This window comes from Arthrobacter sp. P1_C12_2 (assembly GCF_056406415.1).
Genome location: NZ_JBFUAF010000004.1, coordinates 1 through 12,696, shown reverse-complemented (window position 1 = coordinate 12,696; position 12,696 = coordinate 1). Strand labels below are relative to the sequence as shown.

Annotated in this window: 13 protein-coding genes and 1 pseudogene; 6 read left to right on the top strand and 8 right to left on the bottom strand. The window is 68.1% G+C overall.

Annotation, left to right across the window (positions count from 1 at the left end; translation table 11 throughout):
* Positions 1-31 precede the first annotated feature (31 nt).
* Complete coding sequence (locus tag AC1DZQ_RS05865; protein ID WP_476962630.1) at positions 32-796, top strand: YaaA family protein; 765 nt, start codon at positions 32-34, stop codon at positions 794-796.
* 60 nt (positions 797-856) lie between these two features.
* Here the strand turns inward: AC1DZQ_RS05865 and AC1DZQ_RS05860 are convergent, their stop codons facing one another.
* Both AC1DZQ_RS05860 and AC1DZQ_RS05855 read right to left on the bottom strand, forming a co-directional pair.
* Positions 857-1,594: a zinc ribbon domain-containing protein gene (locus AC1DZQ_RS05860; protein WP_476962629.1), complete on the bottom strand. Its 738-nt coding sequence runs from the start codon at positions 1,592-1,594 to the stop codon at positions 857-859.
* A 62-nt stretch (positions 1,595-1,656) separates the two neighbouring features.
* Complete coding sequence (locus tag AC1DZQ_RS05855; RefSeq protein ID WP_476962628.1) at positions 1,657-2,586, bottom strand: Nif3-like dinuclear metal center hexameric protein; 930 nt, start codon at positions 2,584-2,586, stop codon at positions 1,657-1,659.
* A 99-nt stretch (positions 2,587-2,685) separates the two neighbouring features.
* Here AC1DZQ_RS05855 and msrA point away from each other — a divergent pair, with 99 nt between their 5' ends.
* The 3 genes from msrA (at position 2,686) to epsC (ending at position 4,830) form a co-directional block, all read left to right on the top strand.
* Positions 2,686-3,210, top strand: a complete 525-nt coding sequence (gene msrA / locus AC1DZQ_RS05850; protein WP_476962627.1) for a peptide-methionine (S)-S-oxide reductase MsrA — start codon at positions 2,686-2,688, stop codon at positions 3,208-3,210.
* Positions 3,211-3,275: 65 nt separating this feature from the next.
* Positions 3,276-4,211, top strand: a complete 936-nt coding sequence (cysK, locus tag AC1DZQ_RS05845; RefSeq protein ID WP_476962626.1) for a cysteine synthase A — start codon at positions 3,276-3,278, stop codon at positions 4,209-4,211.
* A gap of 34 nt (positions 4,212-4,245) precedes the next feature.
* Positions 4,246-4,830, top strand: a complete 585-nt coding sequence (epsC, locus tag AC1DZQ_RS05840) for a serine O-acetyltransferase EpsC (RefSeq protein WP_018773413.1) — start codon at positions 4,246-4,248, stop codon at positions 4,828-4,830.
* A gap of 14 nt (positions 4,831-4,844) precedes the next feature.
* Here the strand turns inward: epsC and AC1DZQ_RS05835 are convergent, their stop codons facing one another.
* Together AC1DZQ_RS05835 and gndA are read right to left on the bottom strand one after the other, a co-directional pair.
* Positions 4,845-5,687 (bottom strand): oxidoreductase, encoded by an 843-nt coding sequence (locus tag AC1DZQ_RS05835; RefSeq protein ID WP_476962625.1) that lies wholly within the window; start codon positions 5,685-5,687, stop codon positions 4,845-4,847.
* 115 nt (positions 5,688-5,802) lie between these two features.
* Entirely contained in the window at positions 5,803-7,239 is a 1,437-nt protein-coding gene (gndA, locus tag AC1DZQ_RS05830) for an NADP-dependent phosphogluconate dehydrogenase (RefSeq protein ID WP_018773415.1), read from the bottom strand.
* Between the two features lie 276 nt (positions 7,240-7,515).
* Between gndA and AC1DZQ_RS05825 the strand changes: the two genes are divergently transcribed.
* Positions 7,516-8,244, top strand: a complete 729-nt coding sequence (locus tag AC1DZQ_RS05825) for a FadR/GntR family transcriptional regulator (protein WP_476962624.1) — start codon at positions 7,516-7,518, stop codon at positions 8,242-8,244.
* Between the two features lie 41 nt (positions 8,245-8,285).
* Here AC1DZQ_RS05825 and AC1DZQ_RS05820 read toward each other — a convergent pair whose 3' ends face one another.
* From AC1DZQ_RS05820 to AC1DZQ_RS05810, 3 genes are read right to left on the bottom strand one after another with little or no spacing between them, the layout of a single operon-like run.
* The gene (locus tag AC1DZQ_RS05820) at positions 8,286-9,350 is read right to left on the bottom strand and encodes an L-idonate 5-dehydrogenase (protein ID WP_476962623.1); all 1,065 of its coding nucleotides are present in this window, start codon (positions 9,348-9,350) and stop codon (positions 8,286-8,288) included.
* Complete coding sequence (locus AC1DZQ_RS05815; protein ID WP_476962622.1) at positions 9,350-10,120, bottom strand: SDR family oxidoreductase; 771 nt, start codon at positions 10,118-10,120, stop codon at positions 9,350-9,352. Before AC1DZQ_RS05815 ends, AC1DZQ_RS05820 begins: the two co-directional genes overlap by 1 nt.
* Before the next feature lie 13 nt (positions 10,121-10,133).
* A complete protein-coding gene (locus AC1DZQ_RS05810; protein ID WP_476962827.1) occupies positions 10,134-11,093 on the bottom strand; it encodes an NAD(P)-dependent oxidoreductase in 960 nt (319 codons plus the stop codon).
* Positions 11,094-11,176: 83 nt separating this feature from the next.
* Here AC1DZQ_RS05810 and AC1DZQ_RS05805 point away from each other — a divergent pair, with 83 nt between their 5' ends.
* On the top strand, positions 11,177-12,241 hold the full coding sequence (locus AC1DZQ_RS05805) for a D-2-hydroxyacid dehydrogenase (protein WP_476962621.1): 1,065 nt from the start codon (positions 11,177-11,179) through the stop codon (positions 12,239-12,241).
* Positions 12,242-12,463: 222 nt separating this feature from the next.
* Here the strand turns inward: AC1DZQ_RS05805 and AC1DZQ_RS05800 are convergent.
* A pseudogene (locus tag AC1DZQ_RS05800) lies at positions 12,464-12,696 on the bottom strand (hypothetical protein); the annotation flags it as partial.

Sequence of the window (12,696 nt, the reverse complement as noted above, 5' to 3'; positions counted from 1 at the left end):
CCGGGCAGGCCGCCGCCGGTAAGATCGTACGGTGCTAATTCTGCTGYCGCCCTCCGAGGGCAAGACCCCCGCGACGGGCGGGGATACCGCCGACTGGACCGCGTTGAGCTTTCCCGACCTCAACAGCTCCCGAGCCAAGGTCCTGGACGCGCTCGGCACCGTCAGCGCCCACGAGGACGCCCTGGCGCTGCTGGGCGTCGGCGCGTCCCTGAGTGCCGACGTCGAACGCAACACCCGGCTGCACGCAGAACCTGCCGCCCCGGCCCACCAGGTGTATTCCGGGGTGCTCTTTGACGCGCTGGGCTACGACTCCCTGACCCCGGCGCAGCGGAAGAGAGCAGATGACTCGGTGCTGGTGATCTCCGCCCTGTGGGGCGCCATCCGCTTCGCCGACCGCGTGCCCGCCTACCGGCTGTCGATGGGGACGTCGCTTCCCGACGTCGGACGGCTGGCCTCGTTCTGGAAGCCGCAACTGGGCGACGCCCTGGCCGCGGCCGCCGCGGGTGAGCTGTTAGTGGACTGCCGGTCCAGCACCTACGCCGCGGCGTGGGCTCCCCCGCCGGAACAGACGGTGGCCGTGAACGTCTTCACCGAGACCGCCGGCGTGCGCAAGGTGGTCAGCCACTTTGCCAAACACACCCGGGGCGAGCTGGCACGGCATTTGCTCAGCCGCCGGGGCAAGGCCCCCCAAACCCCCGCGCAGCTGCAGAGGGCGGCGGCGGAGAAATGGGCTGCGGAACTCATTGAGGGCACGGCCCGGAAGCCGCACACCCTGAACATCATCCTGCCCAACTAGCTCGCAGCAGGGGCCGTTCTCAGGCGTCAAAACGGCCCCAGCTGCCAGTCAGTTGGGTGGTTAGACCCACTCGGCCGAGCGGACCAGGATGCAGCCGGAGTCCGGGCAAAAGACGATGTCGTCCTCGGCGGCGGCCTTGATCTCGGCCAGGTCGCCGGGGCTGAGGTGCATGCCGGAGCCTTCCGAGGTGCCGTGGAAGAGCCGGGCAGCCCCGACGCCGCGCTTGGCCAGGGTCTTCTCGTAGACGGCGAGCATTCCGGCGTCGAGTCCCGCGGCGAACTCGGCACGCTGTCCGCGCACCACCGTGGCTTCGGCGGCGATCTCGGCCAGCTGCTCGTCCAGCTCGGCACGGATGGAGCCGAAGGAGCCCTGGATGTCGTCCACGATCTGCTGCTGGGCCCCCTGGCGGGCGCGGAGCGAGTCGAGCCGTTCGAGGACTTCGAGCTCGACGTCTTCGAGGTCCGAACGGCGCTTGTTCAGGGAGACGAGGTCGCGCTGCAGGGCGACGAGGTCCTTGGACAGGCCCGTGCCGCTGTTGAGCCTGGCCTCGTCGCGTTCGATCCGGGAGGCGACCTGCTCGACATCGGCCTCGGAGCGCTTGAGTTCAAGTTCCGCGTCGTGGACGGCCACCTTCGCGGCACCGAGTTCACCGTTGGCCACGCTGAGGGCGGCCTCCAGGTCCGTGATCCGGGAATCGCTTTCAAGGCTTCGTCGGCGGTTGGACAAGGACTTGAGCTTGGCATCGAGTCCCTGCAATTCGAGCAACTTCAACTGTTCCGCCGGTGCTGCCTTGGCCACTATTTACCTCCGCTAAATCCAATCCGGCCGAAGCCGGGCACCGTCTCGGCGCTCCTTAGACTCTAGTCCCCGCCCGGAGTCAGAATGAAGTCCCACGGGTCGCTGTTGGTGGTACTGACCCGGATCTCGACGTCGTGGCCCTGGTCGGTGAGCACATTGCCCAGCGCTTCGGCGGCCGCAGGCAGCCACAGCCATTCGCTGGCGAAGTGGGAAACGTCGATCAGGTACGGCCGGTCGTTGACCGCCGCCTCCCGGGCTTCCGATGCCGGGTGATGCCGCAGGTCCGCCGTCACGTAGACGTCCGCGTTGCTGGCCCGCACCTCGCCGAAGAGGGAATCGCCGGCGCCGCCGCAGACAGCCACCCGCCGGATCAGCCCGTCCCGGTCCCCAGATACCCTGACGCCGCCGGCCACCGAGGGCAGGATGCCGTAGACGCGGGCCGCGAAATCACCCAGCGTCAGGACCTCTTCGAGGTCGCCGACGCGGCCGATGCCTTCCTCGGGGAGCCCGTTCGCGGCAGGCGTCAGCGGGGCCACGTTCTGCAGGCCCAGCGCATCGGCCAGGACGTCGGAGACACCCCCGACGGCGGAGTCACCGTTGGTGTGCACGGTCATCAGCGCGGTCCCGGACTCGATGAGGCGGTGCACGGCCTTGCCTTTGGCCGTGTTCGCGGCGACGGACGTCACGCCCTTGAGCAGCAGCGGATGGTGGGTGATGAGCAGCTCGGCACCGAAGTCGATGGCTTCCTCGATCACGTCAATGGTCGGATCGACCGCGAACATGACCCGGCGCACCTCGGCGCCCGGGTGGCCGGCCACCAGGCCCACCTCGTCCCAATCCTCGGCGAGGGATTCAGGCCAGAGTTCCTCCACCGCCAGCTGGATCATGCCCAGCGTCGCGGCGCCGGGGGCGTCCGCGGTGCCGGTATCGCCGTCGACGGCGGCAGCAGGGCCGTCGGATTCCGCTGAAACATCGGTGTTCACAGGTTCCATACCCCCATTTTTACCCTATCCGCGGGCGGCCCGGTCACTCGTAACACTCTCGTAAGGTGGGTGGGGAATCATCGGGGCCCTCGAACCATTGAAGAGATCATGAGAACTTTTGTCCTCGGCGGAGGCTGCTTTTGGTGCCTCGACGCCGTCTACCAGAAAACCAAGGGCGTCAGCTCGGTCGTCTCGGGCTACACCGGAGGCCATGACCACAACCCCGACTATTACTCTGTGTGCTCCGGAACCACAGGCCATGCCGAGGTGGTGGCGGTGACGTTCGACGAGGACGTCATTCCCGCCGAGGTCATCCTGGACATGTTCTTCGTCCTCCACGACCCCACCACGCTGAACCGGCAGGGCTACGACGTCGGGACCCAGTACCGCTCCTCGATGTTCTACGAAACCACCGAGGAAAAGATCCTGTTCGAGGAGGCGATCGAACGGAACCAGGCCCTGTGGCGGCACCCGATCGTCACCGAGGTCAGCAGGCTGCCGAAGTTCCATGTGGCCGAGGAAATCCACCAGGACTTCTTCGCCAAGTACCCCGAGGAGGGCTACTGCCAGGTCATCATCAACCCGAAGCTGGCCAAGGCGAGGAAATATTACTCTGCGTGGCTTAATGCTTAGCTAGGGCCTCTAGGCGCTCGTTAGGCTGACCTCAGTCAACCCTCTTCAAAGACAGGCATACATACATGGCACCGATCTATGACGATGTAACCCAGCTGGTAGGCGGAACTCCGCTGGTCCGGCTGAACCGGCTGACCGAAGGCCTTGACGCCACCGTGGCCGTCAAGCTGGAGTTCTACAACCCGGCCAACAGCGTCAAGGACCGGATCGGCGTCGCCATCATTGACGCTGCCGAGAAGTCCGGTGCCCTCAAGCCCGGCGGCACCATCGTCGAAGGCACATCCGGCAACACCGGGATCGCCCTGGCCATGGTGGGCGCGGCCCGCGGCTACCGGGTCATCCTGACCATGCCGGAAACCATGTCCACCGAACGCCGGGTCATGCTGCGCGCCTACGGCGCCGAAATCGTCCTGACTCCCGGTTCCGAGGGCATGCGCGGCGCCGTGGAGAAGGCCCAGGAGATCGTGGCCAACACGGAGAACTCCATCTGGGCCCAGCAGTTCGCCAACGAGGCCAACCCGGAGGTCCACCGCCGCACCACGGCCGAGGAAATCTGGGTTGACACCGACGGCAAGGTCGACATCTTCGTCGCCGGCGTCGGCACCGGCGGAACCGTCACCGGCGTCGGACAGGTCCTGAAGGAACGCAAGCCTGGAGTCCAGATCATCGCCGTTGAGCCGAAGGACTCCGCCATCCTCAACGGCGGCGCCCCGGGTCCGCACAAGATCCAGGGTCTCGGCGCGAACTTCGTCCCGGAAATCCTGGACACCAACGTCTATGACGAGGTCATCGACGCCACGCTGGAAGATTCCGTCCGCGTCGCGCGCGAACTCGGCATCAAGGAAGGCATCCTGGGCGGCATCTCCTCCGGCGCCATCGTCTGGGCGGCCCTGGAGCTCGCCAAGCGCCCGGAGAACGCCGGTAAACTCATTGTTGCCGTGGTTTGCGACTTTGGTGAGCGCTACATCTCCACCGTGCTGTACGACGACATCCGCGGCTAAGTCCGCTGTCCCACGATTGCCCAGAAAGGTCTTTGTGAGCTTCTTCGCAAGACTGAAGGAAGACCTCGACGCCGCCCGGTCCCACGACCCGGCGGCTCGAGGTTCTTTTGAGAACTTCTTCGCCTATTCCGGCCTGCACGCGATCTGGTTCCACCGCCTGACGCACCGGCTGTGGCAAAACCCGGCCCTGCGGTTCCCGGCCCGGCTCATCTCCCAGCTCGCCCGGTTCCTGACCGGCATCGAGATTCATCCCGGCGCGACAATCGGCCGGCGCTTCTTCATCGACCACGGCATGGGTGTGGTCATCGGCGAGACGGCCGAGATCGGCGAGGACGTCATGATCTATCACGGCGTGACCCTCGGCGGCCGCTCGCTCGCCAAGATTAAGCGCCACCCCACCATCGAGGACCGCGTGGTGATCGGCGCGGGCGCCAAGATCCTGGGCCCCATCACCATCGGCCGGGACAGCGCCGTCGGCGCCAACGCCGTGGTGGTCAAGGACGCCCCGGCCGAATCAATCGTCACCGGCGTGCCGGCCACCTGGCGGCACCGCGACGCGCAGCGCGAGACCAAGCCCGCCGTCGACCCGGCCGAATACCTGATCGAATACCGGATCTAGGCCGAATAGCGTATCTAGGCAGCCTGACCCGGGATCCGCTTGTAAATGTTCCACAGGACGGCGTCGAACGCCCGGTCCGGCAGCAGGTGGCGCAGCAGCAGGATCCCCCGGGCGCTGGCACCGACCGGGTACCGGGTCTTGGGCCGCCGGGCGGTCGCAGCGTGCAGGATCGCCTCAGCCACCAGCTCCGGCCGCGCCGAGGTTGCGGGGTTGTCCGTGGTGCCCAGCGCCGCCGCCACCACCTTGGCCTGGGCCGCGTAGGGGCCGTTCCCGGAGCTGGCCAGCAGCCCCTGCGCCGCAATGGCGCCCCACTCGGACTGCGTCCCGGCGGGCTCGATGATGGCCACATCAACGCCGTGCGGCTTGAGCTCGATTCGCAGCGAATCGCTCAGGCCTTCCACAGCAAACTTCGTCGCGTGGTACCAGGCGCCCAGCGGCTCATACATCTTGCCGCCGATTGATGAGACGTTGATGATCCTGCCCGCCCGCGCGGCCCGCATGGCGGGGATCACGAGCTGCGTCATGCGCGCCAGGCCGAAGACGTTCACGTCGAACTGCCGCCGCCCCTCGTCCAGTTCCACCTCCTCGAGCGACCCGTAGGTCCCGTAGCCGGCGTTGTTGACCAGGACGTCGATCCGGCCGTGCGCGGCCAGCACGTCCCCGACGGCGGCGCTCATCGAGGCGTCATCGGTCACGTCCAGGGCCACTACCTTGACCCCGGAGGCCTTCAGCGGCTCCATTAACTCCACCCGGCGGGCCCCGGCATAGACGGTGAAACCGGCCGAGGCAAGCTTTTTCGCGGTTTCGAAGCCGATCCCGGTGGAGGCGCCGGTGACAAACGCTACGGGCTGGGGCATGAGACAAACTCCTTGGGCGCTGAACTCCTGGGGCAGGTGCGGCCGGAAACACGGACGGCCGGCGCCTCCCAGAGTATCTGGAAAGTGCCGGCCGTCGCGTCGGAACCGGGTTGGGCTAGTGGGTGTCGACTGCCTCGATCTCGGACTTGTCCTCGCCCCAGAGGGTGTGGAACGTGCCCTCGGCGTCGACGCGGCCGTAGGTGTGCGCACCGAAGAGGTCGCGCTGGCCCTGGATGACGGCGGCCGGCAGGCGCTTGCGGCGCAGGCCGTCGTAGTAAGCCAGCGAGGAGGAGAACACCGGCACCGGGATGCCGAGCTGCACCGCGGTGGACACCACCCGGCGCCAGGCCGGGAGGACCTCGGCGATCGCCTTGGTGAATGCCGGGGCGAAGAGCAGGTTGGCCGGCTTCTCCGCGGCGGCGTAGGCCTTGGTGATCTCCTTGAGCAGTTCGGCACGGATGATGCAGCCGCCGCGCCACAGCGAGGCGATTTCATCCAGCTTCAGGTCCCAGCCGTATTCCTTGGCCGCGGAGGTGAGCATGTCCAGTCCCTGGGCGTAGGAGACCAGCTTGGAGGCGTAGAGCGCCTGGCGGACGTCTTCGACGAAGCTCTCGGGGACCTCGACGGCGGCCTCGCCGCCGGCCAGCAGCTCCTGGGCCAGCACGCGCTGCTCGGCCTGGGAGGACAGGGCCCGGGCGAAGACGGACTCTGCGATGCCCGACGTCGGGGAGCCGAGCTCGAGCGCGGAGATGACGGTCCAGCGGCCGGTGCCCTTCTGGCCGGCAGCATCCACAACGACGTCGACGAACGGCTTGCCGGTCTTCGCATCGACGTGGCCGAGGACCTCGGCGGAGATTTCGATCAGGAAGGAGGCGAGGTCGCCCTTGTTCCACTCTTCGAAGATCTTGGCCTGCTCGGCCGGTTCGATCCCGGCGCCGGAGCGCAGGAGGTCGAAGGCCTCGCCGATGACCTGCATGTCCGCGTATTCGATGCCGTTGTGGACCATCTTGACGAAGTGGCCGGCGCCGTCGGTGCCGATCCAGGCGCAGCAGGGCTGGCCGTCGACGTGGGCGGCGATCTTTTCCAGCAGCGGGCCGAGGGCGTCGTAGGACTCCTTGGACCCGCCCGGCATGATCGAGGGGCCGTTGAGGGCGCCTTCCTCGCCACCGGAGACACCGATGCCGACGAAGTGCAGGTCCTTCTTGGCGAGCGCAGCCTCGCGGCGCCGGGTGTCCTCGTAGTGCGAGTTGCCGGCGTCAATGATGATGTCGCCCGCTTCCAGAAGCGGCTCGAGCTGCTCGATCACGGAATCGACCGGCTTGCCGGCCTTGACCATGATCAGCACGCGGCGCGGCTTCTCCAGCGAATCAACGAGTTCCTGGAGGGTCTCGGTGCGGACGAAGTCGCCCTCATCGCCGTACTTGGCGAGCAGGGTGTCTGTCTTTTCCACGGACCGGTTGTGCAGGGCAACGGTGAAGCCGTTCCGGGCCAGGTTGCGTGCGAGGTTGGCCCCCATCACCGCGAGGCCGGTAACACCGATGTGTGCTGACATCAAAACTCCAATTCATTTTTGTACACCATGATTTCTGTAGACCATGTGTACGGCGATTCATGTGCGACGTTAGTCGAGGACTCGGGCAGGTGCGCCGCAGAGGGCGGAACCCGCCCTTGGGATTTTGTTGCTGTCCATAAACCATATGTATTTCCGCAGGCTGCGGGAAAGTAGCGCCCACGTAGCGGAATACTGCGCGTCATAAACAGTCTATGATCACCGGCGCCCGCCCCGCCGATCGGCCTGGACCGGGCCCGCAGCATTATGCTTACGACTATGTCAACCAGCCTCCATCATCGTGCGATTGAGCACCTCGGGACCCGGATTGTGGCCGGCGAGCTGCCGGCCGGGCATGTCATGCTTGCCGAGCACCTTGAGGACGAACTCAAGGTCTCCCGCTCGGTGGTCCGCGAGGCTGTCCGGGTCCTCCAGTCCCTGGGCCTGGTGGAGACCATCAAGCGCGTCGGCATCCGGGTGCTGCCCTCGAGCCGGTGGAACCCCTTCGATCCGCTCGTGATCCGCTGGCGGCTGGCCGGCGAGGGTCGCGGCGCCCAGCTGCGCTCCCTGGCCGAGCTCCGCACCGCCGTCGAGCCGGTGGCCGCCGAGCTGGCCGCCGCCAACGCGCCCGAGGAGCTCCGCCGGGAGCTCGTGGAGATCTCGCACGCCATGCGGGACGCCGGTCAGGCCGGGGACGTGCCCCGGTTCCTCGAGCTGGACATCCTGTTCCATTCCCTGCTGCTGACGGGCTCCGGCAACGAGATGTTTGCCAACATGGTCGGCCAGGTGACCGAGACCCTGACCGGCCGCACCATCCACGGCCTGATGCCGGACCACCCGCGCGAGACGGCCCTGAAGTGGCACGTGGAGGTCGCCGAAGCCATCGCCGCCGGGGATGGCGCCGCCGCCCGCGAGGCCTCGAACCGGATCATGCGCGAGACCATCTCGGAGATGGAGCCGAGCTGGAAGAACCAGCCGCGGGTCTTTGTCCCGGTCGAGCGCCACTAGCGCACCACAGCCGGCCCGGCCCTCGACGACGGCGGCGCGCCTCACTCCGGGGCCGGCCGGAAGTCCAGCAGGACCTTTCCGGAAACAGCCGCGTTCCTGGCGACGTCGAACGCTTCCAGTCCGCGGTCCAGCGTAAAGGCGTGGGTGACCACGGGATCCACCAGCAGCGATCCGTCGGCGAGCGCCGTTAGGACCTCATCGATTTCGTCATTGAAGCGGAACGAACCCACCAGCTCCAGCTCGCGCGTGATGGCCAGGGAGATCAGCACTGGCTGCGGGCCGGAGGGCAGCAGACCCACCATGACCACCCTGCCGCCGCGGACCGCGCCCTTGATCGCCGAGGCCAGGCCCTGGTGGGTGCCTGAGGACTCGATGACGACGTCGGCCTCCACCGCCGCGATCGCCCCGGCCTCGTCCCCCTTGAGGACGGCGTCGGCTCCCACGGCGCGGGCTATTTCCAGCGGCCGCTCGTGCATGTCCACGGCCACGATCCGCCGCGCGCCGGCGCGTTTGAGGACGGCCACGGCCAGGGCACCGATGGGGCCGCTGCCGACCACCAGCGCCGTCTTTCCCGCCACATCCCCGGCGCGCGACACGGCGTGCCAGGCAACGCTGGCCGGCTCCGCCAGGGCCGCGGTCCGCAGGTCCAGCCCCGCCGGCAGCGGCCGGAGCATCCGGGCAGGCAACGTGGCGTAGCGGCTGAAAGCCCCGTCCGTGTGGGGAAAGCGCGCGGCGCTGCCCAGGTAGGTGCAGCCCGGTGAAAGGTTGGGGCGGTCCTCCGGGTACCGGGCGCCGCCCGGACCGGGCGTGGCGGGATGCACGGCGACGGCCGTGCCGGGCGCGGGCCCCGAGCCGTCCGCGGCGGCGCGGATCACGGTTCCCACGATCTCGTGGCCCAGCACCATGGGCGCCTTGAGGACGGACTCGCCTGCGGCACCGTGCATCCAGTAGTGGAGGTCGGAGCCGCAGATGCCGCCGAAGGCCACTTCGATGACGGCTTCATCGGACGACGGCGCGGGCACGGCGATGTCCTCGATCCGGAGATCGCCCGCCGCGTGGGCCACCACGGCCGCGGCCGTGGCCGGGAGCTCGGCCACAGGGCCCATCAGACCACCACCGTCATTCCGCCGTCGATGAAGATCGTCTGGCCGTTGACGAAGTCCGAGCCGGAAGAGGCCAGCCAGACTGCCGGGCCGGCCAGGTCCTGCACCGTGCCCCACCGGTGCGCCGGGGTCCGGCCCAGGATCCAGGAGTTGAATGCCTCATCATCCACGAGGTTTTGCGTCATTTCGGTGTGGATGTAGCCAGGCGCGATCCCGTTGATCTGCAGGCCCGAGGCCGCCCATTCCGCGGTCATGGCCCGGGTCAGGTTCCGGAGGCCGCCTTTGGCCGCAACATAGGGGGCGATGGTGGGCCGGGCGAGGTCGGTCTGGACCGAGCAGATGTTGATGATCTTGCCGCGGCCGCGCGGGATCATGTGCCGGGCCGCCGCCCGCCCCACCAGGAAGGCGCTGGTCAGGTCCGTGGAGATCACGCGGTCCCAGTCGGCGACGTCAAGGTCCAGCATCGGCACCCGGTGCTGGATGCCGGCGTTGTTCACCAGGATCTCCAGCGGCCCCACGTTGTCTTCCACCCAGGCGACGCCCCGGGCGGCCTCGGCGTCGCTGGTGACGTCGAAGGCGCAGCTGTGCACCCGGCCCGGCGGGTACTCGGCGGCCATGGCGGCGTCGGCGTCCTTGAGCCGCTCGGCGTTGATGCCGTTGAGCACCACCGTGGCGCCGGCGTCGGCCAGGGCCCGGGCCAGGGCGTTGCCGATCCCGCGGCTGGAGCCGGTGACCAGTGCGGTCCGGCCTGTCAGGTCAAAAAGTCCATTCATGGTTCGCTGATCCTCAGTTGGTCTCTGCTGCTGGATTATCACGTGGGTTGACTGAGTTGCTGTCGCCGGGGCTCGCGCCGGGGCCGTCGCTGAGATTGGCGATGGTTTGCCGCACGACGGCGAGATCCCGGTCCCCCAGCCCCTGGCGCAACAGCGCCGCGTAGAGGTCGACGCCGGCGGCCGCCATCGGTACCGCGGCACCGGCTGCCGCGGCGCTTTCGAGCACGAAGGACAGGTCCTTGTGCATGAACTTGGCGGGGCCGGTGGGCTCGTAGTCCTTCGCGGCGAGCCGTGGCCCCACGATGTCCAGGACCCGGCTGCCGGCCAGCCCGCCCGCGAGCACGTCGTAGAGGGCGGGCACATCCATGCCGGAGCGTTCGGCGAGCTCCGCGGCCTCGGCGAGCGCCGCCGTCGTGGTTCCCACGATCAGCTGGTTGCACGCCTTGGCGAGCGACCCCGCACCGAGTGGTCCAAGCCGCCGCACGGTGCTGCCCATCGCGGTGAAGAGCGGCAGGAGCCGGCGGAAGTCTTCTTCGCCGGCACCTGCCATGACGGCGAGAGTTCCGTCCGCCGCACCCTTCGTGCCGCCGCTGACGGGCGCATCGACGACGACGGCGTTGCCCCCGCTCGCCTCCGCGACCCGTGCGCCGAATTCCTGCACCGCGGACGGCGAGACGCTGCTCATGACCACCACGGCGGTTCCGGGGGCGGGCGGCCTGGCGGCCCAGCCGGCCAGCAGCGCGGCGCTGGCATCCTCAATGTCGGACAGATCCGGCAGCATGAAGACAATGACGGGCTGGTCGCGGAGCGCCTCGACCTTGGCCACGCGGGAGCCGCCCAAGGCCTCGAACGCGTCCAGCGCCGCCGGCGAACGGTTCCAGGCAGTGACGGTCCACCCTGCCGCGAGGAGGTTGGCGGCCATCGGCGCGCCCATTAGTCCGAGGCCGACAAACCCGGCCTCCCTGCGGTCCATCTCCATGCTGCCTCACTCCGTCGTGGCTAATCTTCACAGTGGTTAATTTTTGAAACTGTTCAGCATCCTAGCCTCCATTCAGTATGATGAACACTATGACGACCAAAACCACCGTCGCGATCGCCGTCCCGCTCGAAGCAGAGCTGGTGGAACGCATCCGCGCCGTAGATCCGTCCGTGACCGTCCTCTACGAGCCCGAGCTTTTGCCGCCGGAACGCTTTCCCGCAGACCATGCGGGCGATCCCGACTTCCGTCGGACGCCGGAGCAGGAAGAACGGTACTGGGACATGCTCAACAAGGCCCAGGTCCTGTACGGGCTCCCCAACGAAAGCCCGGCAGGCCTCGCCCGGATCGCCGGCAGCAATCCCCGGCTTGAGTGGGTCCATGCCATGGCGGCCGGCGCCGGCGGTGCCGTGAAGGCATCAGGGCTGGACGCCGCGACGCTGCAGAAGTTCAAGGTCACCACCTCGGCCGGGGTGCACGCCCTGCCGCTCGCCGAGTTCGCCGCCCTGGGCATCCTCAACGGCTTCAAGCGCAGCGCCGAGCTGGCCCAGGACCAGGCCGGCAAGGTCTGGCCCGAGCTCCGCACCCCCACCCGCCTGGTCAACGGCTCCCGCCTGGTGGTCACCGGACTGGGCGAGATCGGGCTCGAGACCGCACGGATCGCCCGCGCCCTGGGCATGAGCGTCAGCGGCACAAAGCGGACCGTGGAGCCCATCGACGGCATCGAGCGCGTCACGGACAACGACGGCCTCTCCGGCCTGCTCGGCACCGCAGACGCCGTCGTCAACACCCTTCCCGGCACGCCGTACACCGAAAAACTCTTCAGCCACGAAGTCTTCGCCGCCATGAAGCCGGGAACGGTCTTCGTCAACGTGGGCCGCGGCACCGTGGTGGATGAAGAGGCGCTCCTGGAGGCGCTAGGGAACGGCCAGGTCTCCTATGCCTGCCTGGACGTGTTTGCCGTGGAGCCGCTCCCGCAGGACAGCCCGCTGTGGACCCACCCCAGGGTGATGGTGTCCCCGCACACCTCGGCCCTCAGCGCAGCCGAAAACCGGCTCATCGCCGAACGCTTCTGCAGCAACCTGCGGACGTACCTCGACGGCGGCGAACTCCCCCACCTCGTGGACACCGTGCACTTCTACTGAGCCCCGCTCCGCAAGCACCCAGGGCGGCCCCACCGGAAACGGTAGGGCCGCCCTTTGCCTGTCCGGCGGGGGCGGGTTCCGCCCAGCGACGCGTGCCCTGCGTGGCGCCGCGCATATTGCCCGTCGACGCACGTCCTGCCTGGCGATGCGTGCCCTGCGTGGCGACGCGTGCCCTGCATGGCGCCGCGCATATTGCCTGTCGAGTCGGGTATTCGGAACCTGTCAACCTCTTTGAGACGGATTCGCTAGTTCGCGGGTTCGTTTCCTGGGGTCGTTGATCCAGCTTTCGGTGTGGACGGTGGGTGCCCGGGGGCGCTGGTGGTGCCTGTGGGGGTTCGCTGCCCATGCGGTGTCCAGGGCCCTCTGGCGTCGTTCCCGGCACTCGGGCCAGGTGCCCTCGTGAACGGATTCCGGGGTGTAGTAACCGATCCCGGAATGGCGGTGCTCGGTGTTGT

Bases quoted from the DNA above. Each gene is read 5' to 3' on its own strand.
- AC1DZQ_RS05855 (WP_476962628.1), bottom strand. From the start codon at position 2,586: ATGGAACCTGTGAACACCGATGTTTCAGCGGAATCCGACGGCCCTGCT.
- msrA (WP_476962627.1), top strand. From the start codon at position 2,686: ATGAGAACTTTTGTCCTCGGCGGAGGCTGCTTTTGGTGCCTCGACGCC.
- cysK (WP_476962626.1), top strand. From the start codon at position 3,276: ATGGCACCGATCTATGACGATGTAACCCAGCTGGTAGGCGGAACTCCG.
- AC1DZQ_RS05835 (WP_476962625.1), bottom strand. From the start codon at position 5,687: ATGCCCCAGCCCGTAGCGTTTGTCACCGGCGCCTCCACCGGGATCGGC.
- gndA (WP_018773415.1), bottom strand. From the start codon at position 7,239: ATGTCAGCACACATCGGTGTTACCGGCCTCGCGGTGATGGGGGCCAAC.
- AC1DZQ_RS05825 (WP_476962624.1), top strand. From the start codon at position 7,516: ATGTCAACCAGCCTCCATCATCGTGCGATTGAGCACCTCGGGACCCGG.
- AC1DZQ_RS05820 (WP_476962623.1), bottom strand. From the start codon at position 9,350: ATGGGCCCTGTGGCCGAGCTCCCGGCCACGGCCGCGGCCGTGGTGGCC.
- AC1DZQ_RS05815 (WP_476962622.1), bottom strand. From the start codon at position 10,120: ATGAATGGACTTTTTGACCTGACAGGCCGGACCGCACTGGTCACCGGC.
- AC1DZQ_RS05810 (WP_476962827.1), bottom strand. From the start codon at position 11,093: ATGGACCGCAGGGAGGCCGGGTTTGTCGGCCTCGGACTAATGGGCGCG.
- AC1DZQ_RS05805 (WP_476962621.1), top strand. From the start codon at position 11,177: ATGATGAACACTATGACGACCAAAACCACCGTCGCGATCGCCGTCCCG.